The sequence below is a fragment of the Microbacterium sp. P03 genome (genome assembly GCF_043556235.1).
Lineage (GTDB): Bacteria > Actinomycetota > Actinomycetes > Actinomycetales > Microbacteriaceae > Microbacterium.
Map to the genome: position 1 here is coordinate 204983 of NZ_JBIGIM010000005.1, position 22814 is coordinate 227796.

Consider the following 22814-nt stretch of genomic DNA (forward strand, 5'->3'; position numbering starts at 1 on the left):
GCGCGCCGACCGCACGACGTGGCGCCGAGTGCCTGCGCACTCGAGGGGACGGTCGGGGACCTCTACTGGTCGCCGGACGTGCGGGCGTAGATCCCCAGGCGCCGCGCCAGGGTCGCGATGGCGGGAAGCACCCGCGGTGGTGGGAAACTCTGCGGAGATGCCGTGCCGGCCGTCGCGGAGCGCTGTGCAGCACGGAGGCTGTCGAAGCGCCCGATCGGCCGGGCCCGCGAATCGAAGGCGATGAAGATGCCGTCCGCCACCACGACGTGGCCGACGATGTCGTTCCCGCGCACAGCCCGGTGCAGGCCGGGTTCGGGCACCACCCACGTGAGGTCGGGAGGGGAGGAGACGCGTCGGCGCAGAACCGAGACCGTGCGGGCCTCCGCGCCGTGATCGTGCGTTCCTGCGGCCGTGTGGAAAGCGCCTGTGCTCACGTTCATCCCCGCCTGTCGTCCGCCATGAAGGAAGACGGCCGGGGTCTGGGGCCAGTCGAGCGCCACCGTACGGCCTGTCGCCCGTCGGCGCAAGAGGGTGGCGGTGAACGGGGACGGCGAAGAGCGGATGCTTCTCCTCCCCGGATCACGCGTGACCGACGGCGTGCGTACGGCGATAGGTTCGACGGAGCCCGTGCGGGCGCGACAACGGAAGGAGCTCGGGATGCCGGAGAACGAACGCCCCCTCGAGGGCGGCATCGTCACTGATTTCCAGGATCGGATGAGCTACGGCGGGTACTTGGATCTCGATCGACTGCTGTCGGCGCAGCATCCGCTCAGCGCTCCCGAGCACCACGACGAGCTGCTGTTCATCATCCAGCACCAGACGACGGAGCTGTGGCTCAAGCTGGTCCGGCACGAGCTGGTCTCGGCACGCGCGCTCCTGGCCGCCGACGATCTGCGCACGGCTCTGAAGCGGATCGCGCGCATCAAGCACATCCAGGAGGTCATGACTCAGCAGTGGTCGGTGCTCGCCACTCTGACCCCGTCCGAGTACGGGCAGTTCCGCGAAGACCTCGGCAACTCGTCGGGTTTCCAGTCGGCGCAGTACCGCGTCGTCGAGTTCATCCTCGGCAACAAGAACCGCCGCATGCTCTCCGTCTTCGACGCCGAGCCCGACAGCCGCGAGGCGCTCGCTGCCGAGCTCGCGACGCCCAGCCTCTACGACGAGTTCCTGCGTCTGCTCGCCCGTCGGGGCTTCGACGTTCCCGCGCACATCCTCGAGCGAGACATCACCGAGGCATACAGCCTCAACGAGGACCTCGTGCCCGTCTTCCGCCGGATCTACGGCGATCCGGCCACGTATTGGGACCTCTACGAAGCGTGCGAGGAGCTCGTCGACATCGAGGACAACTTCCAGCTGTGGCGGTTCCGGCACATGCGCACCGTCATGCGCACGATCGGATTCTCCACCGGCACCGGCGGGTCCAGCGGTGCCGACTTCCTGCAGCGTGCGCTCAGTCTCACGTTCTTCCCCGAGCTGTACCGCGTGCGGACGGAGCTCGGGGCATGACCGCGGACACCACCGCCCACCCGCGCGCGACGGCTCTCCTTGACGAGGCGTCCGCTCTCGATGCGGTCGATCCTCTTGCTTCCTTCGTCGACCTGTTCGAGCCCGCACCCGGTGTCTCGGCCTACCTCGACGGCAACTCCCTCGGCCGCCCCGTCCGGGGGACGCCGGAGCGCATCGCGCGATTCGTCCGGGAGGACTGGGGCACCCGCCTCATCCGGTCGTGGGACGAGGGATGGATGGAGCTGCCCCTCGAGCTCGGCGACCGCATCGGTCGCGTCACGCTGGGAGCCGCCGCAGGCCAGACCGTGGTCGCGGACTCGACCACCGTGCTGCTGTACAAGCTGATCGCCGCCGCCGTGGCCCGCACCCCGGCGGGCGGACGCATCGTGATCGAGCGCGGCAACTTCCCCAGCGATCGCTTCATCGTCGACGGAATCGCGACCACCAAGGGCCTCGTGGTCGATCGGATCGACCCCGATCCGATCCGTGGGGTCGTCGCCGAAGACCTCGAGGCTGTGCTGACCGAAACCACGGCGCTGGTCGTGCTCAGTCACGTCGACTACCGTTCCGGCGCCGTGGCCGACATGGCGGGGATCACGGCGCTCGTGCGCGGCGCGGGCGCGATCATCCTGTGGGATCTGTGCCACAGCGCCGGCGTCATCCCGACGCAGCTCGACGCCTGGGGAGTCGACCTCGCGGTCGGCTGCACCTACAAGTACCTGAACGGAGGGCCGGGATCACCGGCCTTCGCCTACGTGCGCCGCGGCTTGCACGACGTGCTCGAGCAGCCGATCCAGGGATGGATGGGAGCCGCCGACGTGTTCTCGATGGGTCCCGAGTACCGCGCCGCCCCGGGCATGCGACGGTTCCTCAGTGGCACCCCTCCCGTGGCGGCGATGGTTCCGATGCAGGGGATGCTCGATCTGATCGAATCCGCCGGGCTGGGCGCGGTCCGGCAGAAGAGTCGCACGCTGACCGACCTCGCCGTGCGCGCGTACGACGACGCCCTCGCCCCCCGCGGGGTCGAGCTGCTGTCGCCGCGCGACAGCGACCTGCGTGGATCGCACGTGCTGTTCGGGCATCCGTCCTTCCGCTCGGTCACCGAGCGGCTGTGGCATGACGGAGTCATCCCCGATTTCCGCGGACCGCGCGGCATCCGTGTCGGGCTCTCCCCGCTGAGCACCACGCACGCGGAGGTCGTCCACGGCGTTCTGGCGATCGCATCCGCGATGCCCGCCTGACGGGGGAGTCCCGCGCAGGTGTGCTCGGGGCGATCGAGGCACACCTGCGCGGGGACGCGATCAGTCGCGAGGGCTGCGCTCTCTCACCGTGGATACGCGCACGTAGTCGAACTCGGCGGTGAGCTGCACCGCCGGGTCCTGCAGGCCGTACGCGACGAGGGCGATCTGCGCGTCCTTGCCCAGGGTGTGCGTCCAGGTGCCGCCCGTGACCCACGCCTGACCGTCCTGGCTCGTGTACGCCGTGAACCGATGCGTACCGTCGCCGGCATCGCGCCGTTCCGATCCGGAGAGCTTCTGCACGGCGATCCGGAGGTAGGTCCAATCGTCGCCGGGAGGGCCGACGATCGTGTTCCCGTAGCGCGCCCACCCTTCCGGTGCCGTGGCGATCTCCTTCGCGAACTCCGTCTGACGCGTGTTCCAGATGGACGTCTCCGTGAGCTTCACGTACTCGTCGTCACCGGCGTAGGCCAGAACGCCGACCTGCGCGTAGTTGAAACAGCATCCGTCGGGCACGTCCATCCGCACCTTCGTCTCGACCATGTAGTCCCCGCGCGGGGCGTCGCGGAGCAGGACCGCAGCGCTGTCGGCGTCGACGTACAGATCGCCGGACTGTACGGGAACGCTCAGCGTTCCGCCGGCGACGGTCGCAGACGGGGCGATGTCGTCGCGCTGCCACGCCCAGTCACGACTCAGCGCCATGCCGTCGAACTCATCGGAGAAATCCGTCAGCGCACGCCGGGGCTCCTGCACCGTCGCGGGGCGGTAGCGGTGCCGCGAGACCTGACCCGGCTGACCCGCCGGCGCCTCCTGGCGGTCCACCGAAGGACCGCTGCCGCCGTTGACCGTCGGCCACCCGTCGACCCAGTCGACCGCGTCGAGCATCGCCGGCCGCTTGGTGAAGCCGGTCTGGAAGGCGAAGAAGGGATCGAGCTGGTCGACGGCGTGATAGATCGTCCACCAGTCCCCGTTCGCGTCGGTGAACACCGTGTTGTGCCCGGTGCCGACCCAGCGGTTGCCGTTCATCGTGAGGAAGGGCGTCCCGCCGGTGCGCTCGGCCACGAGCGACACGCCTTCGCGGTCCACGAACGGACCGAGAGGATCGGCGGACCGACCGACGAAGGCGCTGTAACCGGTGAGTGCACCGTTGCAGCAGTTGGTCGCGCTCAGGAACAGGTAGTAGAACCCGTCCCGCTGCACGACGTTCGCGCCCTCGTACTTGTTGTCGATCGCCACCATCGTCGCGCCGTCGGTGTCGGCGACGGCACCGTCTGCGGTGACCTGGAGCGAGGCCCCGTAGACACCGCCGAAATAGCTGCCGTAGTAGAGGATGCCGGCGTCGGTGACCGTGTCGCCCAGCACATCGGGGTCGTACGTCCATTGGAAGTTGCAGCCGTCGCCGCCTGAGCGGGGGGCCACGACCGGGGTGTCGGAGAAGGTCCAGGGCCCCGTCGGCTCACGGCTGGTCGCCACGCCGATGGCGCTGTCGCTGGCGCAGTCCTCGACGCCGCTGACCGCGCTGACCGTATCGGTCACCACCACGAACATGTAGTACTGATCGAACGTGCTCGAATACACGACGTCCGGTGCCCACAGCGCGGCGTCCGGCTCGGCCCAGCTCGGGAGCGTCGAGAACGACTCCCCCGCGTACGTCCAGTCCACGAGGTTCTGTGACGTCATCGCCGGCACCTTGCGGAACACCGGATCGCCGTTCGCGTCGACGTCCTCGTCGTTCAGTGGATCGGTGGTGCAGTACAGGTACCAGTCGGTGTCGCCGGGCCTCTGGCCGCGCAGCACGTTCGGGTCGGCACAGCTCTCGACCGCCCCGCCGCCGGGGACCTGCGGGAGAAGCGGGTTCGTGTACCGGCCCGGCTTGCCGGGGCGTCGATCGGCCGCCGATGCCGGATCGGACGCCGGCGATGACCGGTCGGCCGACGTCGACGGCGTGTCGACCGGATCAGGTCCGGGGTCGGCGGCGGCGATGCCGCCGGGCGCGACGACGATGAGGGCCGCGAGGAGCGCGGTCACCGTCATCGATCGGGGGGAATGGAACGTCTTCATCGACTACTCCTTCAGGTGGGGCGGAACCGTGCGGCCCGCGTCGGTGTTCGGCGAGTGCGGCTACGCGTCGCCCATCATGAGGCCCTCGATGGAGTGCTTCTGGGTGATCGGCGTGAGGACGTCGACGATCGGGCAGGCGAGATGTCTGGTCACCCGGGCGGGCAGCGAGTCGTGGAACCGCCGCGTCACGGCCATGTCGTGATGCTCGGCGTTGCCGGCACCCGGCGCGTCCACACCGAGCACCAGCACCGGCCGCGGCTTCGAGGACGTGTTGGCGGTGCCCCGGTGAACGGTGAGCGCCGATCTGACCGACACGTCACCACGCTGCGGGAACCGGGTGACCCCGAGCGACCGGAAGCGCGGGTAGAGCGCGACCGAGGGGAACATCTCGTGCTCGAAACCGACCGGGAGGTCCCACTGCGTCGTGGGCGCGATCTGGAAGGGCCCCATGTCCGCCTCGGTGTCGACGGCGGTGACGTTGAAGGCGAGCGATGTCAGCCGGCCCCTGTTTTTCGTCTCGTCGGGCATCGGGAAGTCGCGGTGCCACGGCTGATCCTTGGCCCCCGGATTGGGCACGTCGAAACCCAGTTCCACGATCTCGTAGTCGGGTCCGAGCACGCCGGTGCAGACGGATCTGACCCACGGATGGTCGACGAGGTCGAGCCAACCGCGCATCTGCTCGGGGTGGATCTCGACGTAGTGGCGATTGGTCCCGCGGCCCACCGCGCCGCCTGTTCGACCGAGAGCCTCGGCATACGCGATCTCGAGGTCCTCGCGCAGCACATCCGCCCACTCGGCGGTGAAGAGCCCCTTGCGTCCGTCGACGCCGTCGGAGTACAGGGAACGCACCGTCGCTGCTGTGTCTTCGTCGAGCTGGTCCAGCGCAGGAAGGTCGGGCTCCACCCGTGGCACGGTGTTCATGAGGTCCTCTCGGTCGCGGCGACCGCCGGCGGCGATCACGTCGTCAGGGGAGCTGCACGGCCGGCCGGCCGCCGTCCCAGGTGAGCGGCACGCTGTAGAGGCCGCGATACATCAACAGGTCGTTCCACCCGTGGAAGAACAGCTCGTCGCCGTCGGGCGTCGAGACCACGTCCTGCCCGCCCGGTCCGATGAAGAGGCCGTCGCTCGAGGCCGAGGAGAGCAGCGGTGCGGACTGCTTCACGTAGGGGCCGGTGAGAGCGGATGCTGTCGCCACTCCGACCGCGTAATCCTCGGTGCCGTAGTCGTTGGCTGAATAGAAGAGGGCGTAGACACCGTCGTGCTTGACCAGCACGGGCCCCTCGACCAGCGCGCCCTCCCAATCCTCGGTCTGGGTGAAGAGCTTCGTGGTGGGACCCGCCAGCGCCGTGCCCGAGGCGTCGAGCGGCGCGAGCTGGATCCAGGTGTCCAACGCGCAGCAGTTGCCGTCGTTCTTCCAGACGAGGTAGCGGGTGCCGTCGTCGTCCGTGAAGACGGCCGGATCGATGGCGCCGCCTTCGTCCAGCGTGCACACGATCGGATCGCCCTCGACGGGCGTGTACGGCCCGGTCGCGTCGGGCGACGTCGCGACTCCGATGCACTGCTTGTCCGACGCGGTGTGCGCCGCGACGAAGTACATGATGTATCCGCCGGCGGGGAGCTCCGAGACGTCCGGGGCCCAGGTGCGTCCGCGGCTCGCCCACGCCGGCAGCGTCGGCAGGGCGTCGTCGAGGGAGACATCCCAGTCGGTGAGATCGTCGGAGGTGGCGAACTGCACGTTGACGCCGCCGGTGTTGATCGCGAACGCGACGTACTGTCCGTCCACCTCCAGCACATCGGGATCGGCGAAATCCTGGTCGATGAGGAACGGGGCGATCGTCGGTCCGGCTGCCGGCTCGGGCGGGGGTGCGCATGCCGTGAGCGTTCCCGCTCCGGTCGCGAGGACCAGCGCGACCCCGAGAGCCGCCCGCCGCACCGACGCCCTCATCCCTTGACCGCGGAGCCTGCGACCGACTCCACGATCTGGCGCTGCGCGATGCCGAACAGGATCAGGACCGGGACGGAGGCGATGACGGCACCGGCCATGACGATCGCGAAGTGCGTCGAATACGCGCCCTGCAACTGATTCAGACCCGGCTGCAGCGTGAGGTTCTCGGGACTGAGCAGGACATACACCGGCCACAGGAAGTCGTTCCAGTTTCCGAGGAAGGACAGCACGGCCAGGGTGGCGAGGGCGGGCCGGGCGAGCGGGAGCACGATCTGCAGGAAGATGCGGATGTCGCCGGCGCCGTCGATCCTTGCCGCCTCCTCGATCTCGGGCGGCAGCCCGACGAAGAACTGTCGAAGGAAGAAGATGCCGAAGGCGCCGGCGGCACCCGGCACGGTGATGGCCCAGATCGTGTCGAGCCAGCCGAGGTTCTGCACGATCAGGTAGTTCGGGATCAGGAAGACGACCGGCGGCACGAGCAGAGTGGAGATGATCGCGCCGAACACGATCTTCTTCCCGGGGAACTCCAGTCGCGCCAGGGCGTAGGCGCCCATCGACGCGGTCACGAGGATCAGCACCGTCTGCAGCGTGGCGGCGGCGAAGCTGTTCCACAGCCACAGGAAGATGGGCTGCTGACCAGAGGTGAGCAGCGTCTGATACGCCTCGATCGAGAACGGGTCGGGGAGCGAGTACGGCGACCGCACAGCATCCGCATCGGTCTTGAACGACGTGATGAGCATCCAGATCAGCGGCAGGACGATCGCGAGGGCGAGAGCGATCAGGATGGCGTAGAGCACCACCTGCGCCCAGGCAGCCTTGGTGCGGCCGGGTCGGCGCGGGGCCTTCGCCTCGGTCTCGGTCGGCGGGATGGCCGCCAACGGTGTCGTGGTGGTGGTCATTTCACGCCCTTCTCGACGCGCTCACGCGAAAAGCGGAAGTTCAGGATGCTGATGACGGCGAGCGCCGCGAACAGGATGTAGCTCATCGCCGCGGCCGGGGCCATGTTGTTCTGCGACAGGCCCTGATCGGCGATGTACATGATCACCGTGCGGGTCTCGGTGCCCGGGCCGCCCTTGGTGAGCAGGTAGGACTGTCCGAACATGTTCGCCGAGGCCAGGATCGTCGTCGTCGTGATGAAGACCATCACCGGTCGGAGACCCGGCAGCGTGACGTTCGTGAACTTGCGCCCGGCCCCGGCGCCGTCGATGGACGCCGCCTCGTAGAGATCGGCGTTGATCCCCTTGAGGCCGGCCAGGAAGATGATCGTGTTCAGGCCCATCGTCCACCAGACCGTCACTCCGACGAGCGAGACCCACGCCCACGGCACGTTGACGGTCCACGGGATGTCGGAGGGCAGCCCCAGGAGTCCGAGCAGGTAGTTCAGGACGCCCGACTGCGTGTCGAGGATGTAGCCCCAGATCACGCCGATGACGGCGACACCCAGGACGTACGGCGCGAAGAAGATGGTGCGGAACGTCGCCGCCGCGCGGATGCGCTGGTTCAGGAGCATCGCGATGAGCAGGGGCACGACCACCAGGAACGGGACGCTGGCCACGACGAAGATGCCCGTGACGCTCATCGACTTCCAGAAGTCCGCCGACACGACCGTGCCGGGCGTGAAGAGGTCGATGTAGTTCTGCAGCCCGACGAAGCTCTGGACGTCGCGGAACGGGCTCCAGTTCGTGAGGCTCATCCACAGCCCGAAGACGGCCGGTGCGACGATGAACGTGAAGAAGAGGATCAGGAACGGCGCCAGGAACAGGTAGGCCGTCAGCGTCTTCTTGCGCGAGGCGGACCGCGCGCTCGGTGAGGTGCGGGGGGACCGCCCCTCAGCGCCGGAGCGCTGAGGGGCGGCGACCAGGGTGGCTGTCTCAGTCACCGTACTTGGCCTGGTTCTGCTCGATGATCTGGTTCGCCTTGTTCGCGGCATCATCCAGCGCGGTCTTCGGGTCCTTCTTGCCGGTGAGCGCCTCGTTCAACGCCAGGGTGATCTGCGCGTTGGCCTCGGTGAGTCCCGGAGAGACGGTCTCGTAGTGCGCGTAGTCGAGCTGACTCATGAACGGCTCCAGGTTGGGGTACTGCTCGAGGAGCGCGGGATCCTCGCGGACGGAATTCGCCGCGGGGAGCTCGCCGGTCTCGGCCCAGCCCAGTGAGTTGTCGTTCATCCACTTGACGAACACGGATGCCGCGGTCGTCTTGTTCTCGTCCTGACCCTTGTTCGCGGGGAACACCCAGTGCGTCGAGCTGGACCAGACGGCCTTCTCGTCGCCGATCTGGGGCACGGGCGCCGCAGCCCAGTCGAGATCAGCGAATGCCGTGTTCGTGGTCTGCCACACGCCGTTCCAGTTGAAGGCGGTGTCGCCCGAGATCAGCGCCTTGATGTTCCCGTCCTGGGCGACGTCGGCGGGGCTGTATCCCTTGTCGACCATGTCCGTCATCCACGTGAGCGCCTTGACACCGGCCTCCGAATTGAACGTGGCCTCGGTGACGTCCTCGTTGTAGAGGTCGCCGCCGAACTGCCAGATCAGGCTCTGGAACTCGAACGTGCCGGTGAAGACGTACCCGTCCACCCATTCGCCGGCGACGCCCGCGCCCTTGAGCGCTTCCAGCGCCGCGGTATAGGAGGCCGCGTCCGTGGGGATCTCGGTGATGCCGGCCTTGGCGAGCACGGTCTTGTTCACGTAGAGCCCGAGAGGCGTCACGCTCCACGGCACCGCGTACTGCGCGTCACGGAAGTTGCCCTTGTCGAACACGCCCTGCGGGAAGTCGTCGGCGGTGTAGCCGAGACCGTCGATGATGCCGCCGGCGTCCTGCAGGAGGTTCTGCGCCGCGTAGGTGGCGAGGTCGTCGCCGTGCAGCACGGCCACGTCGGGGCCCTTGCCCGCCTTGATGGCGAGCGGCATCTTGGCGGTGATGTCGCCCCACTCCTGCGGAACAGCCTTCACCGTGATGTTGTCGTGCTCCGAGTTGAACTGCTCGATCAGCTTCGGGACGATCGACGGTGCCGCGCCCCCGGTCCAGCCGTGCCAGAACGTCACGTCGACGGCGGGTCCGGTGTATTCCCCGTCGCCGGAGACCGCACCACCGCCTGTGGAGCCGGACGACGCGCATCCGGCGAGTGCGATGCCGACAGCGAGTGCCACTCCGGCACTCAGCGCTCGGCGAGCCCACGGATTCTTCATGTGATTGCTCTCCTTTGAGTTATCCGGCCTTCCGGATGGAACGCGACCGGAAACAGGACGACCGGTCGCTGGTGTGAAATTTACAGCGCTGGAAAACGGATGTCAAGGTGTACCCTGAACCCCGGATACCGGATGCCTGGACAAGGGGGACGCATGGGCGGAGTTCGCCTTCAGGATGTGGCCGAACTGGCCGGAGTCTCGATGAAGACGGTCTCCAACGTGGTCCGCGGCTACAAGCACGTGAGCACCTCGACGCGCGACCGGGTGCAACGGGCCATCGACGAGCTGGACTACCGACCGAACCTCATGGGACGCACCCTCGCGACGGGTCGCACCGGCCTCATCGCCCTCTCGTTCTCCAACGTCGGCATCCCCTACTTCGCCGAGCTGTCGCGGCTCGTGTCGGCGGCAGCCCATTCGATGGGCTACCGCGTGCTCGTCGACGAGACCGACGGCACGCTCGAGGGCGAGCGTGCCGTGCTCGAGAGCTTCGAGGCCGGGCTCGTGGACGGAATGCTGTTCCAACCGGCCGTGGTGTCTTCACTCGAGATCGCTCGACACCGCAGTGCCGTGCCGATCGTGATCCTGGGCGAAGGCGCCGCCCCGCTGACCATGGACCGCGTGATGATCGACAACGTCAGCGCTGCGCGGGATGCCACGAACCACCTGATCACGCTGGGACGCCGGCGGATCGCCTTCGCGGGCCACGAATCGGGCAAGCTGTCGGCGGCCTCCTCCCAGCGCATCATGGGCTACCAGCAGGCGCTCGAGGACGCAGGGATCGCGCCCGATCCGCAGCTGCTCCTCCCCCGCGACACGGTCACGCCGATGGCGGCCGTCCTCGGGGTGGGGAGGGCGCTGGACGAGGGAACCCGCTTCGACGGTCTGGTCTGCCGAGACGACCTCGCCGCCATCGGCGCACTGCGGGCTCTGCAGGAACGCGGGATCCGCGTTCCGGACGACGTCGCGCTGACGGGCTGGGACAACATCATGATGAGCCGGGTGACGCATCCGAGCATCACCTCGCTCGCCCCCGACACCGCCGCGCTGACGCTCCGGGCCATGGAGATGCTGGTCGAGCGCATCGAAGGGATGGAAGGCGCGGGTCGCCATGAGCTGGTCGGCCACCGGCTCGTCATCCGGGAAAGCGCCCCGGCCGTCTCCGATCGGACGCAGGAGAGTGTTTTACAGCGCTGAACAATTGAGGCATGCTGGTCGTCATGATCAACGACGACCGGACCGCTCAGCTTTCGGCGACCCATCAGGACGGCAGCCACCCCCGGCCGCAGCTGTTGCGCTCCGCCTGGGTCGACATCAGCGGGCCATGGAACTTCGCCTTCGACCCTGACGACATCGGTCTCCGCGAACGCTGGTACGAGCATCCTGAGTTCGACCGGACGATCCTGGTTCCGTTCCCGCCGGAGTCCGCCGCATCCGGCGTGCACGACACGGGCTTCCACAGAGCGCTCTGGTATCACCGCCGGCTCAGCGCGGAAGACATCGCCACTGCGGGGCACGCGGTCGGGCGCCGGCTGATGCTGCGCTTCGGAGCGGTCGACTACCGCGCCGTCGTCTGGGTCAACGGAGAGAGAGTCGGATCGCACGAGGGCGGGCACACTCCCTTCTCGGTCGACATCACCGATGTGGTCCGCGGCGGCGACGGCGGTGACGACGTCGTCGTGCGCGTCGAGGACGACCCGTCGGACGTCAGTCAACCCCGCGGGAAGCAGGACTGGCGCGAGACCCCGCACGTCATCTGGTACCACCGCACGAGTGGGATCTGGCAGCCCGTCTGGCTGGAGTCGGTGCCGACGCCGGCGATCGACTGGATCCACTGGCGGAGCGACGGCGCCACGGCGCAGGTGCACGCCCGGATCGGGCTCAGCGCCACACCTCCCCCCGGCGCCACGGTGGAGGTGGAACTGCGCTACCGGGGAACCGTCCTCGGTCGAGCCGCGGTGGCCGTGGACAGCGCAGAGGTGGAGCTCCACGTGCCGCTGACCCGGCAGACCAACGGGCAGGCCTACGAGGAGCTGCTGTGGTCGCCCCGGCGCCCCCGCCTCCTCGATGCGACGCTGAAAGTCTCCGCCGGCGGTGCGGACCTCGACGTGGTCGCGTCCTACCTCGGGATGCGCAGCACCTCCGTCGACCGGGGCGCGTTCCTGCTGAACGACCGGCCGCTGTACGTCAGATCCGTGCTGGCGCAGGGCTACTGGCCCCAGTCGCACCTCGCGGCGCCCTCGGCGGATGCCCTCCGGGCAGAGGTCCAGCTCATCAAGGACCTGGGCTTCAACGCGACGCGGCTGCACCAGAAGTTCGAGGACCCGCGCTTCCTCTACTGGGCGGACCGCCTCGGCCTCATGGTGTGGGGCGAGGCGCCCGCGAGCTTCACCTTCACGCCCACCTCCGTGCAGCGCACGATCCGCGAGTGGCTGGAGGTCGTCCATCGCGACTTCTCGCACCCGTCGATCGTCACGTGGGTTCCTCTGAACGAGAGCTGGGGCGTTCAGCACATCGCTCACGACGACGCCATGACGCACTACGCCGCATCGCTCGTCAGCCTGACGAAGGCACTCGATCCCACCCGCCCGGTCGTCTCGAACGACGGGTGGGAGCAGGTGAACACCGACATCCTCGCCATCCACGACTACGAGGGCAGCGGAAAGATCCTGCGACGGCGCTATCGGGATCGAGCGGCCATCGAGCGGATGCTGGAGGGGATCGGCCCCGCCGGGCGACGTCTGGTCGTGGAAGGCGACGTGTCGAAGGCGCCGGTCATGCTCACGGAGTTCGGGGGCATCAAATTCGATGTGGAGCGCACGAAGAACGCGTGGGGCTACACCGAGGCGTCCTCCGACGGCGACTTCCACGAGCGCCTCGACGCGGTAATGAGCGCCGTGCACGACAGTCAGGTGCTCGCGGGCTACTGCTACACGCAGCTCGCCGACACCCTCCAGGAGACGAACGGACTCGTCCGCGCCGACCGCACACCCAAGCTCCCCGTCAAGACCATCCGGAAGACCATGCTCGGCCGGAGGGCGCTCACGGAGGAGAAGCAGTGGGAGTCCGTCGAGGAGCAGGCGCAGCACGCCGAAGACCAGGCGTGGCCGTGAACGACGTGCGCACCGACGACCGGCTGCGTCCGCCGGTGAGGCCCGGCTACTTCGCCGACCCCTTCGTGGTGAGGCTCGACAGCGGAGGTTACGCCGCGTACGGCACGCACCCCGAAGCATCCGACAGCGCCCGCGTCTTCGAAGTGCTGCTCTCGGACGACCTCGTCACCTGGACGAGCGCGGGACCGGCCCTCGAACGCGTGCCCGCCGACATCGGAGACCAGTACTGGGCGCCGGAGGTCTGCGAACGGGACGGCGCGTGGTGGATGTACTTCTCCGTGGGCCACGACATCTCAGGACACCACATCCGGGTCGCCAGGGCGGACGGCCCCGCCGGACCCTTCGTCGACCTCGGCGTGAATCTGACGCCGGGCGAGCGCTTCGCCATCGACCCGCATCCGTTCGAAGACGCGGACGGGCGGTGGTACCTCTTCTACGCCCGCGACGTCCTCGACGCCGACCGCCCGGGAACGCATCTCGCCGTCGGGGATCTCGATTCTCCGACCGAGCTCACGAGGGTGGAGTCGGTCCTGGCACCCTTTGCCGACTGGCAGATCTATGAACGCGATCGATCGATGTACGACGGCGTGTACGACTGGCACACGCTCGAGGGCCCCTCGGTGGTGCGCAGGAACGGGACGTACTGGATGACCTTCTCCGGTGGCGCGTGGACGGGTGCCGGATACGCCGTGTCGTGGGCATCCGCGCCCCACCCGCGCGGCCCGTGGCAGCACGCTCCCCTCGGCGCGCCCGCCCTCCTCGCGAGCGGCGGCGGCCTCATCGGGCCCGGGCACAACTCGCTCGTCCAGGCGCCCGATGGATCGGACGCGATCGTGTTCCACGCGTGGAACGCCGCGGGCACGGCCCGGCAGATGCACGTCGCCCCGATTCGGTTCCTGGCCGACAGTCCGGTGGTCGTCCTCCCGCCCTGGTAGGTCGCGCGCCGCCGGTCGCGAGCAGCGATGGGTCGCCGGGGGTTCGACATCTGTCGCACGAGGAGTCGACGGATGTCCATGCCGCGGTCGCACCGACCGCCCTACCTTCGGACTGCCGAACGGGCATTCGTCGCGAAGGAGAACGACCCTGCCGTACATCACGACGTCGGACGGAACCGAGCTCTACTACACCAGCCAGGGGCGCGGTCCCGTCGTCATCCTCAGCCACAGCTGGCCGTTGTCCTCCGACGCGTGGCAGGTGGAGGTCAAACTGCTCGCCGACAGCGGCTACCGGGCGATCGCCCACGACCGCCGCGGCCACGGCCGATCCGCGAAGACATATGCCGGCAACGACATGGACACCTACGCCCGCGATCTCGCGGAGATCGTGGAGCAGCTCGACCTCGACGAGGTCTCTCTGATCGGGCACTCCGCGGGTGGCGGCGAGGTCATCCGGTACGCCGCGCAGCATGGGGCGGGACGCGTGCGGCGGATCTTCACCGTCGGCGGTGTGGCGCCGATCCTGGTGGAGTCCGAGGCCAACCCCCACGGGACCCCCATCGAAACCCTGGATGCGATGCGCGCGGGCGTGCTTCGGGATGCGTCGCAGTTCTGGATCGAGCTCGCCGAGTCGTTCTACGGTGCCGACCGGCCGGGCGGTGCGATCTCGGAGGGAGTGAGACGTGACTTCTGGCGCCAGGGACAGCTCCTGAATCTGGCGGCCGCGTACGACGGCGTCGAGGCGTTCTCCGAGACGGACTTCACGGACGACCTCAGGGCGCTCGATGTACCGATCTTCCTCGCCCATGGCGACGACGATCAGATCGTTCCGGTGGGCGTCTCCGCCGAGAAGTCGATCGCCCTGGTCTCGCACGGCACCCTGAAGGTGTACCCCGGCGCGCCGCACGGCATCAGCGGGTCCTACCAGGCCGCCCTCGACCAGGACATCCTCGCCTTTCTGTCGGAGAAGCCCTCAATCGTCTGAGCCCGGAGGCAGCGAATCGAGTGCCGCCTGGATCTCGTCCGCCCAGTACTCGGGACGGTGCTCGCCCGCCAGCTCGAGCGCTCTCTCCAGTTCCCGCCGAGCCTCCTTCAGATCGCCCTGCCCGAGGCGCGCGAAGCCTCGGTGTCGGTGACCGCGGGCTCGCCCGGCGTCGTCGATGGGGACGGACAGCTCCGCGACGCGGATGAGGGCCGATCCTTGATCCGCCGCCTCGGCGTAGCGTTCCAGACTCAGGAGGGCCTTCGCGCGAGCGTTCCACGAGTTGAGCCTGGTGATGTGCCGATAGTGCTCCGACAGCGCAGCGGTGGGTGCGTCCGTGACGTCCAGGATCCTTTCCAGTTCGGCGAGCGCCGCCGCCGGGTCGCGGCTCATCAGCACCAACGCCACGGTTGCGCGAGCCTGCAGCTCACCTTCCGCGTCGGCCAGTGAGAGGAAGAGCGAGATCGCCTCGCTCGAGGACGAGAGCGCCAGATCCATGTCGTCGAGGTGGTACGCGCTGAAGCCGATGGTCACCCCCGCCCACGCGATCTGTCGCTCATCACCGCACTCCTGCGCGACGGCCAGCGCTCGCCGCCCGGCCTCCAACGCGGCAGCGAAATCGAACGTCTCGTGCCCGTGCATGTGTCCGAGGTTGTTCAGAGCGTCCGCCTGCGCGCTGCCGTCGCCCACGGCTGCCGCAGAAGAGGCGGCGAGCTCGAAGAACTCGTGCCAGTGTCCCCACGCATGCCACCGGTCACCGAAGGGTGTGATGCCCGCGGCCGCCTCGACGAGTTCACCGTGCAGGCCGCGGGCGGCGGTCTCCCGATAGGCCGAGAACCAGGCGTCGGCCTCACCCATCAACCACGCCCGAGCATGCTCGGCGGTCTCGAACGATCCTCGGGAAGGGCCGGCGCCCTCCCCGCCGCGCCGAGCCGAGGCGAACATGAGACCCGCGTCGGCCGCCGTGGCGAGAAGCCAGCTGCGCAGTGCCTGCTCGCGCCGGGCGACGACGTCTGCCGGCACGTCGGCAGACAATCTCTCCGCCGCATAGATCCTCAGCAGGTCGTGCAGACGATAGCGGTAGCCACGGAGCGATTCGACCAGTCCGAGATCGACGAGTTCTTCCAGCAGCTCGTACGCCGCGTCCTCCTCGATTCCGGATGCCGCGCCCGCGAGTCGAGCGGTGAAGGAGGAGCCGTGCAGCAGCGACAACGTGCGGAAGAAGTCCTGCGTCTGAGGCGGCAGATCGGCGTACGACGCGGCGAAGGCCGGTGCCACGCCGAGATCGCCCGCGACCAGGCTGCGCAGGCGGGTGCGCTCGGAGCGGAGCCGACGGAGGAAATCGTCGACATCCCAGGCGGGTCTCGACGCGATGCGATTCGCGGCGACCCGCAGCGCGAGCGGGAGGTCGCCGCACAACGCCGCGAGCTCGTCCAGGTCGCCGGCCCGCCTCTGGTCCGCCGGAATGGTCTCTTCGAGGAAACGCACGCTCTCGCTGCGGGCGAGGGTGCCGACGGAGAAGTGACGGGCGCCCTCGAGCCCCGCCAGGCTGCGCCTGGAGGTCACCAGCACGATCGCGTTCTCGGCGGCGTTGAGCGCCGGACGCACCTGCGCCTCCGATGCCGCATCGTCGAGGACGGCGATCACGCCGAATCTCTCCGTCGCCGCCGACCACGCCGACTTGGCCTCTGTCAGCGTGCGGGACTCGTCCGCGCCGTGGGTCACCTGCCGCAGGAGAGCCTGCAGAACCTGGACAGGCGAAAGGCGTGCGCCGCCCGAACTGCCGAGGTCGACGAAGAGACGCACACGGTCGCCGTCGGCTACGCGGTGCGCTGCCTCGACGGCGATCGTCGTCTTCCCGACACCCGGCGCGCCACTCAACACGGCAACGGCCGTCGCGGGCAGGTCGGCGTCGGCGGCGGCGTCGGCGAAGAAGGCGACGAGACGGGTGATCTCCTTCTCCCGTCCGGTGAAGTCCCTCAGCCGGCGCGGTTGACGGTCGAGATGCGGCGCAGAAGCGGCCGCGGACCGCCTGCCCGTACGGGCGGCGGTCACCAGCTCATCGCGTGCGCGGGGGTCGAGCTGCAGACCGGCGGCGAGGGCATCGACGGTACTGCGGCGCGGGCCGAGACTCACGCCCCGCTCGATGTCGCTGATCGTGCGATCGCTGACCGTGGCGCGCTCGGCGAGCGCCTCGAGCGTCAGGTCCTCGGCCAATCGGTGGGCCCGAAGAAGCTCACCGAGAGTGCGATCGGCCATCAGGGACGGGCCCGCGCAGGTGTGTATACCGAAACTTCATGCTTTCCTCGTGGTGCGCGCGCAGTGCTCAGCGGTCTGATGGATGCGGGGGCCATGTCATTCAGAGTCCCAGTCCGCACCACTGCTGCACAAGCCGAGCAGAGGGCCGACGCATCCGGTATCCGGCAGATGGGAATCATGCGTATGACCAACCTCGACCTCGCCGCTCACGAACCGGGGGTTGCGTCGCTGCGAGACGTGATCGATCAACTCGCCGATGCCGTGGACCGACCTGTCTGCCTGCGCGGACCCGACGGCTCGGAGCTTGCCGCGAGCACCGGCCGAACCGTCCTGCGCGCCCTCTCCGACACCGACCACCCGCAGCCGCACACCACCGGCGTGGACGTCCGCGTCGCGTCGACGACCCTCGGGCGGCTCGAGATCTCCCACCCGCAGCTCCCCCTTCTCACGGCTGCGCAGTGGGAGGCCGTCGACTCCGCCGTGATGTTGGTGACCGCCATCCTGAGCGATGGAAGGCCCGCGGTCGGATCCGATCGCGAGGAGGTCATGGGCGCGCTCCTGTCCGGGCGCCTCGACGACCGCGCCCGCTCGTACGAGACCGCACTCGGTCGTCGCTGGCTGCAGCGCGGTCAGGGAACGGTCGTGCGAGCCCTCGCCATCGGCACCGCGGTCAACGACGTGCAGTGTCAGGCATTCGGGCACTTCCTGTCGACGATGCGACCCGTGCCGCTCTGGTTCGCGGGCGTCCGTCCGGACATCATCTTCGCAGTCGGTCCGTCGGTCGACGCGTCGGTCGATCACGCGGTCATCGACGAGGGCGCACGCCGTGGCATCCGGATTCTCGGCATCGGCACCGCGTCACCCACCCGCTCGGCCACCGACCTCGGGGCCGCCGCCGACCAGGCCGTCGCGGCGGCGGAGCTCTCCGCGTCTTTCGAGGAATTCCACCCCTCGGTCGACATCGATCGACTGGGCGGGTGGGCCATGCTCAGCGCCATCGGGGCCGACCCCTCGTGGCTGGGTGTCTTCTCGCCCGCTGCGCAGGCGCTCGTCGCGCAGGCCGACGACACGCAGCGCCGCACCATCGAGACCCTTCTCGATGCCGGCGGGCAGGTCAGCAGGGCGTGCGAGCTGCTCTTCGTCCACCGCGCGACGCTCTACTACCGGCTGGAGAAGATGCCGGAGGTCGTGCGCACGGCGATGGCCGACGGGATGCAGCGCAGCACGCTGCATCTGGCCCTCAAACTGACGCGCGTGTGGGAGGCGAGCGGCCGGATCTGAGGCGACGTCCTCCCCCACTCGATCATCGGTATCGACGCGGAACCACCCACGGACGCCCGAACTCCTCGTCGAAGCTCTCCGGGTGGAAGGGGCTGTCACCGCCGGCGGGGTAGCTCGTGAGCTCACCGAAGACGATGCGGCCCGCGACGTCGTAGAGATCGACGCGCACGAAGTCGGTCCCCGCTCCCAGGCGTGCGGCCACGTCCAGCATCTCCGCCAGCGCGGCGGGCGCTGCCGGCGGGGGGTCGGCCCACGGCGGGCCGCCGCTCAGTGCGAGGTGCTGCCACTGCGGGTCGAAGAAGTCCTGCGTCCGCGTCCCGAAGCGGCCGGCATCCACTTGCACGAAGGCGCAGGCGCCGTGGAAGACGAAGAACTTGTAGTCCGCAGGCACACCACCGTCGGCGCCGACGAGCATCTCCTCGATGATCACGCCGCGCGGTACGCGTCCGTAGGCCCACTCCTTGTTGGGGCCCTGCCCGTAGACCTGGTCGAGCCATCCCCTGCTCAGTCGCGCGATCTGCTCGCGCGTGACGTGCTCGGGACGAACGTGGCTGTACGTCCAGCTCTGCCCGTCCTGCGGAAGACGGGCATCCGCCGGCGCCGACTCCGAGACGATCAGCGCGGCGCCGCTGCCGTGCGTCGGCTTGACCACGTAGGCGGCCGGCAGCTCCACCCGGTCGAGCATGCCGGGGTCGTCGAAGACGGCGTGCGCCACGGGGAGGTACTGCTCTCCGACGAGCGCTGCCACGTACTGACGGACGGCGGCCTTGTCGGCGAAGGTCACCAGCAGCTCCCGGTGGTCCCGCAGCATCTTGTAGCGCACCTTCTCTCGGAAGGTGCGTGGATGCCGCGTCCGCCACAGTCGCGCCGCCCGCACGAGACGGCTTCGCTCGCGCCAGCGCACCTGCTTCTCGTTCATCGAATCCCCCGTGGTGCGCTCGGATGCACAGGTGTACACGCTAGTGCGCACGTGAGCGGGGACACCTGCTCGACGGAGAGCGTTGCGCACCGCCCGGATGTCCGAGAACCCGTCGGGCTTCACCGGTCCCCCGCTCGCGCGCGGTCGTAGAATGGGCGGAGGCGCTTCCTCCGAGGGTTCACCCTTCTGCGTGACCCGGAGGCTCGCGGCCGATCGTCTGCAGCGTACTCGCTGGCTCTGCGGCGCTGAACGGGAGGTTCACGCCATGCAAGGTCTTGAGGTCATCGTCATCCTCGGCATCGCCGTGTTCGCGGGTGCCGTCCTGGCACCGCGGATCCGTGTGGCCCTGCCCCTGATCCTGCTCGTCTTCGGGCTCGGTCTCGGGTTCGTGCCGCAGCTGCGCGCCATCGAGCTTCCGCCCGAGGCGGTGCTTCTCCTCTTCCTGCCGGTCATCCTGTTCTGGGAGAGCCTCACGACCTCGCTGAGGTCGATCAAGCGCGCCCTTCGCGGCATCGTTCTGATGAGCACGCTCCTGGTGGTCGCCACCGCGCTCGGCGCCGCGGCGGTCGCGCATCTGATGGGCCTCCCGTGGGGGGCTGCGCTCATCCTGGGCGCCGCCATCGCCCCGCCCGACGCCACAGCGGTCGCCGCCCTCGGACGCACACTCCCCCGCCGCAACTTCATGCTGCTCAAGGCCGAGAGCCTGACGAACGACGGCACCGCACTGGTGGTGTACGCGATCGCCGTGGGTGTTGCCGTCGGCGGGCAGTACACCCCGTTGTCGATCTCGGGTCTCCTGCTGCTGTCGTACGGCGGGGGCCTCGTCGCCGGCGCGCTGGTGGCCGCTGTCGCCTACCTCGTGATGCGACGGCTCAGCGACCCGATGCTGATCAACGTGGCCCTCGTGATCATCCCGTTCGCCGCCTATCTCCTCGCTGAACTCGTCGAAGCGTCGGGCGTGCTCGCCGTCGTCACCACCGGGCTCATCATCACCTTCCTCTCCCCCCGGATCAGCACGCCCGCGTCGAGACGCCAGACGGAATGGGTATGGCCGCTCGGATCCCTCCTCCTGAACGGGGCGCTGTTCGTGCTCGTGGGGCTGCAGGTGCAGGCGGTCGTGCGGGAGATCGACATGCGGCAGGTCTCCTCGCTCATCTTCATCACGATCGCCGTGTGGGTCACGCTGCTGGTGGTCCGATTCGGCTTCCAGACCGTCAGCGTGCAGCTCATCCGTCTGCTCGATCGCCGTCCCGCGCAACGCGACCGCCGGATGACCTACCGTGCCCGCATCGTCAGCACGGTCGCGGGCTTCCGCGGTGCGGTGTCGTTGGCGATCGCGCTGTCGGTGCCCTTGACGGTGTCGAACGGAGACCCGTTCCCCGGGCGCGACGAGATCCTGTTCATCACGGCCGGTGTCATCCTTCTCACCCTCCTCGTCCAGGGTCCGTTGCTCCCCCTCGTGGTGCGGTGGGCACGTCTGCCCGACGACACCGAGGAGGCCGATGAACTCGAACACGCGGAGCGCGTGACGCTTCAGGCGGCGATCGATGCGATCGACGGTCTCGCGGAGCGGTTCGACGTGGCCGATGACGCGCGCGAGCGCCTCACCCAGGAGTATCGCGAGCGGCTGGAGCTGGTCGAGGCGCGGGCGGATCTCGCCTCAGAGGACTCTCCCCCGATGTCGGACCGCGGTGCGTCGGGCGGAGACGACCAGGCTCCCGCCCCGGTGGCGCGCGAAGAGGCGTCCAATCAGCTGCGGCTCGCGGTCCTGGACCGCAAGCGCGAAGTGCTCCTGCAGCTGCTGCGGGAGGGGGTCATCGATGACGCCGTCGCCCGCACGGTCCAGACCCGCCTGGACGTCGAGCAGTTGCGGGTGACGGGAGTCGAGCCGGTCGACTGACGTTCGACCGCCGTGCAGGCTCAGACGAGCCCGGCGGCCTTCATCAGATCGACCCCGATGGGTCCCGGGTTGTACGCGACCTCCCACCGATACCCGTCCGGGTCCTGGAAGTATCCGGAGTACCCACCCCACTCCCGCTCCCGGGGGGATTCGACGGGGGCGCCCGCGGCCGCGGCATCCGCCAGCACCTCATCGACGCCGCGTCGATCGGGCATGTTGTGCGCCAGGGTGAGGGGAGGTGCTCCGGGACCGGACTGCACCGGCCCGACTTCCGCCTCGAACTGCGACCTGCTCCACAGCGACAACGTGACCGACGGCGCGACGCGGAAGAAGATGACCTCCCCGTCGACCTCGAGCTCGGGCTGCCAGCGCAGACCGTCGACATAGAAGCCCCGCGAGGCCGCGACATCGGCGACGGCGAGCGTGATGAAGGTGACCCGAGCATCCATGTCGTCGAAGATAGTCCGCTGCGGCCCGGAACGTCAGGACCGAATACCCCGCCCGGGGATCGGTCGGATCGCCGCCCCTCCCCGTCCTCGGGTCAGGCGAGTGCCGCCCGCTGCGCCTCGACGACGGCATTGATGGCCGGCTCGGCGTCGCGCGCGAAGCGCGGGAAGTTGAGGAAGCCGTGCGGCATCGCCGGGTAGTCGATGAGATCGACCGGGACACCCGCCTCCCGCAGCTTCTCGGCGTAGCGGATCCCGTCGTCGTGGAGTGGGTCGTGGCCGGCGACGACGACGACGGCAGGCGGCAGTCCGGCGAGGGAGACCGCCCTGATCGGCGACACGCGCCAGTCGTCCTCGTCTCCGCCGTACAGTTCACCGAAACGCTTCATGTCGGCCGCGGTGAGGATGAACCCGTCGGCGTTGGCTCTGCGGGACTCCGTGTCGCCGGCGCCGGTCGCCGGGTACAGCAGCGCCTGGTGAGCGATCATCGGACCCCCCCGGTCGCGTGCCGCGAGGGCGATGACGGCGGCGAGGTTGCCGCCCGCGCTTTCGCCCATGACGCCCACACGAGACGGGTCGGCTCCCAGGTCCGCCGCATATTCCGCTGCCCACACCAACCCGGCGTAGCAGTCGTCCACAGCGGCGGGGAACGGATGCCGCGGCGCCAGCCGGTACCGCACCGACACGACGATCGCATCGAGCCGCTTCGCGACGGTGCCGCACATCCAATCACCACCGCGAAGATCTCCGAACACGAACCCTCCGCCGTGGAAGAAGACCACGAGTGGGCGCCCGCTGCCGGGGGTGCCCGGTGTGCCCGGTGTGTAGACGCGCACGGTGATTCCGCCGACCACGCGGTCGGAGACGCGCACACCTTTCGGACTGCGGCCCATCAGGACGGAGGCGACCGGTTCCGGAACCTCGGCGCCGGAGCTGCGCTCGATCTGCGGGTCGGTCGCCGTGGCGATCGACGATCCCGGCATGCGGCGCAGAACCTTGCCGAGGCGCCGCATCCCCGGGGCGAGTGGCTCCATGGTGCGACCTTAC

19 protein-coding genes are annotated in these 22814 nt (G+C 69.0%); 8 read left to right on the forward strand and 11 right to left on the reverse strand.

Going from position 1 to position 22814, the window contains the following annotated elements; translation table 11 throughout:
• Window positions 1–62: 62 nt before the first annotated feature.
• Window positions 63–434, reverse strand: a complete 372-nt coding sequence (locus tag ACFXOO_RS13950; RefSeq protein ID WP_378841864.1) for a hypothetical protein — start codon at window positions 432–434, stop codon at window positions 63–65.
• 223 nt (window positions 435–657) lie between these two features.
• Between ACFXOO_RS13950 and kynA the strand changes: the two genes are divergently transcribed.
• Both kynA and ACFXOO_RS13960 read left to right on the forward strand, forming a co-directional pair.
• Window positions 658–1506: a tryptophan 2,3-dioxygenase gene (kynA, locus tag ACFXOO_RS13955; protein WP_378853765.1), complete on the forward strand. Its 849-nt coding sequence runs from the start codon at window positions 658–660 to the stop codon at window positions 1504–1506.
• Window positions 1503–2747: a kynureninase gene (locus ACFXOO_RS13960; RefSeq protein WP_378853767.1), complete on the forward strand. Its 1245-nt coding sequence runs from the start codon at window positions 1503–1505 to the stop codon at window positions 2745–2747. Before kynA ends, ACFXOO_RS13960 begins: the two co-directional genes overlap by 4 nt.
• A gap of 60 nt (window positions 2748–2807) precedes the next feature.
• Here ACFXOO_RS13960 and ACFXOO_RS13965 read toward each other — a convergent pair whose 3' ends face one another.
• From ACFXOO_RS13965 to ACFXOO_RS13990, 6 genes are read right to left on the reverse strand one after another with little or no spacing between them, the layout of a single operon-like run.
• A complete protein-coding gene (locus ACFXOO_RS13965) occupies window positions 2808–4805 on the reverse strand; it encodes a family 43 glycosylhydrolase (RefSeq protein ID WP_378853769.1) in 1998 nt (665 codons plus the stop codon).
• Window positions 4806–4865: 60 nt separating this feature from the next.
• A complete protein-coding gene (locus ACFXOO_RS13970; protein WP_378853771.1) occupies window positions 4866–5726 on the reverse strand; it encodes a phytanoyl-CoA dioxygenase family protein in 861 nt (286 codons plus the stop codon).
• A gap of 43 nt (window positions 5727–5769) precedes the next feature.
• Window positions 5770–6750, reverse strand: coding sequence for a glycoside hydrolase family 43 protein (locus ACFXOO_RS13975; protein ID WP_378841874.1), 981 nt, complete (start codon window positions 6748–6750; stop codon window positions 5770–5772).
• Window positions 6747–7649 (reverse strand): carbohydrate ABC transporter permease, encoded by a 903-nt coding sequence (locus ACFXOO_RS13980; protein ID WP_378841875.1) that lies wholly within the window; start codon window positions 7647–7649, stop codon window positions 6747–6749. Before ACFXOO_RS13980 ends, ACFXOO_RS13975 begins: the two co-directional genes overlap by 4 nt.
• Window positions 7646–8629: a carbohydrate ABC transporter permease gene (locus ACFXOO_RS13985; protein ID WP_378841877.1), complete on the reverse strand. Its 984-nt coding sequence runs from the start codon at window positions 8627–8629 to the stop codon at window positions 7646–7648. Before ACFXOO_RS13985 ends, ACFXOO_RS13980 begins: the two co-directional genes overlap by 4 nt.
• Entirely contained in the window at window positions 8622–9932 is a 1311-nt protein-coding gene (locus tag ACFXOO_RS13990) for an ABC transporter substrate-binding protein (protein WP_378841879.1), read from the reverse strand. The genes ACFXOO_RS13985 and ACFXOO_RS13990 overlap by 8 nt, the downstream gene beginning before the upstream one ends.
• A 153-nt stretch (window positions 9933–10085) precedes the next feature.
• Between ACFXOO_RS13990 and ACFXOO_RS13995 the strand changes: the two genes are divergently transcribed.
• The 4 genes from ACFXOO_RS13995 to ACFXOO_RS14010 are packed head-to-tail and all read left to right on the forward strand — an operon-like array spanning window position 10086 to window position 14965.
• Window positions 10086–11129, forward strand: coding sequence for a LacI family DNA-binding transcriptional regulator (locus tag ACFXOO_RS13995; protein WP_378841881.1), 1044 nt, complete (start codon window positions 10086–10088; stop codon window positions 11127–11129).
• Between the two features lie 11 nt (window positions 11130–11140).
• Window positions 11141–13045 carry a glycoside hydrolase family 2 protein gene (locus ACFXOO_RS14000; protein WP_378841883.1) on the forward strand — a complete coding sequence of 635 codons (1905 nt, stop codon included), beginning with the start codon at window positions 11141–11143 and terminating at the stop codon, window positions 13043–13045.
• The gene (locus ACFXOO_RS14005; RefSeq protein WP_378841885.1) at window positions 13036–13980 is read left to right on the forward strand and encodes a glycoside hydrolase family 43 protein; all 945 of its coding nucleotides are present in this window, start codon (window positions 13036–13038) and stop codon (window positions 13978–13980) included. The genes ACFXOO_RS14000 and ACFXOO_RS14005 overlap by 10 nt, the downstream gene beginning before the upstream one ends.
• Complete coding sequence (locus ACFXOO_RS14010) at window positions 13862–14965, forward strand: alpha/beta fold hydrolase (protein WP_394563908.1); 1104 nt, start codon at window positions 13862–13864, stop codon at window positions 14963–14965. The genes ACFXOO_RS14005 and ACFXOO_RS14010 overlap by 119 nt, the downstream gene beginning before the upstream one ends.
• On the opposite strand, the gene ACFXOO_RS14015 is transcribed toward ACFXOO_RS14010, so the two are convergent.
• Window positions 14954–17221, reverse strand: a complete 2268-nt coding sequence (locus ACFXOO_RS14015) for a helix-turn-helix domain-containing protein (RefSeq protein ID WP_378841889.1) — start codon at window positions 17219–17221, stop codon at window positions 14954–14956. The two genes, ACFXOO_RS14010 and ACFXOO_RS14015, sit on opposite strands and share 12 nt — an antisense overlap.
• Window positions 17222–17314: 93 nt before the next feature.
• Here ACFXOO_RS14015 and ACFXOO_RS14020 point away from each other — a divergent pair, with 93 nt between their 5' ends.
• Window positions 17315–18502 (forward strand): helix-turn-helix domain-containing protein, encoded by a 1188-nt coding sequence (locus tag ACFXOO_RS14020; RefSeq protein ID WP_378841890.1) that lies wholly within the window; start codon window positions 17315–17317, stop codon window positions 18500–18502.
• A gap of 22 nt (window positions 18503–18524) precedes the next feature.
• Here the strand turns inward: ACFXOO_RS14020 and ACFXOO_RS14025 are convergent, their stop codons facing one another.
• A complete protein-coding gene (locus ACFXOO_RS14025; protein ID WP_378841892.1) occupies window positions 18525–19421 on the reverse strand; it encodes an ATP-grasp fold amidoligase family protein in 897 nt (298 codons plus the stop codon).
• Window positions 19422–19686: 265 nt separating this feature from the next.
• On the opposite strand from ACFXOO_RS14025, the gene ACFXOO_RS14030 reads away from it, so the two are divergent.
• A complete protein-coding gene (locus ACFXOO_RS14030; protein WP_378841894.1) occupies window positions 19687–21321 on the forward strand; it encodes a Na+/H+ antiporter in 1635 nt (544 codons plus the stop codon).
• Window positions 21322–21341: 20 nt separating this feature from the next.
• Here ACFXOO_RS14030 and ACFXOO_RS14035 read toward each other — a convergent pair whose 3' ends face one another.
• Both ACFXOO_RS14035 and ACFXOO_RS14040 read right to left on the reverse strand, forming a co-directional pair.
• Window positions 21342–21770, reverse strand: coding sequence for a VOC family protein (locus tag ACFXOO_RS14035; RefSeq protein WP_378841896.1), 429 nt, complete (start codon window positions 21768–21770; stop codon window positions 21342–21344).
• A gap of 92 nt (window positions 21771–21862) precedes the next feature.
• The gene (locus tag ACFXOO_RS14040) at window positions 21863–22801 is read right to left on the reverse strand and encodes an alpha/beta hydrolase (protein ID WP_378841898.1); all 939 of its coding nucleotides are present in this window, start codon (window positions 22799–22801) and stop codon (window positions 21863–21865) included.
• Between the last annotated feature and the right edge of the window lie 13 nt (window positions 22802–22814).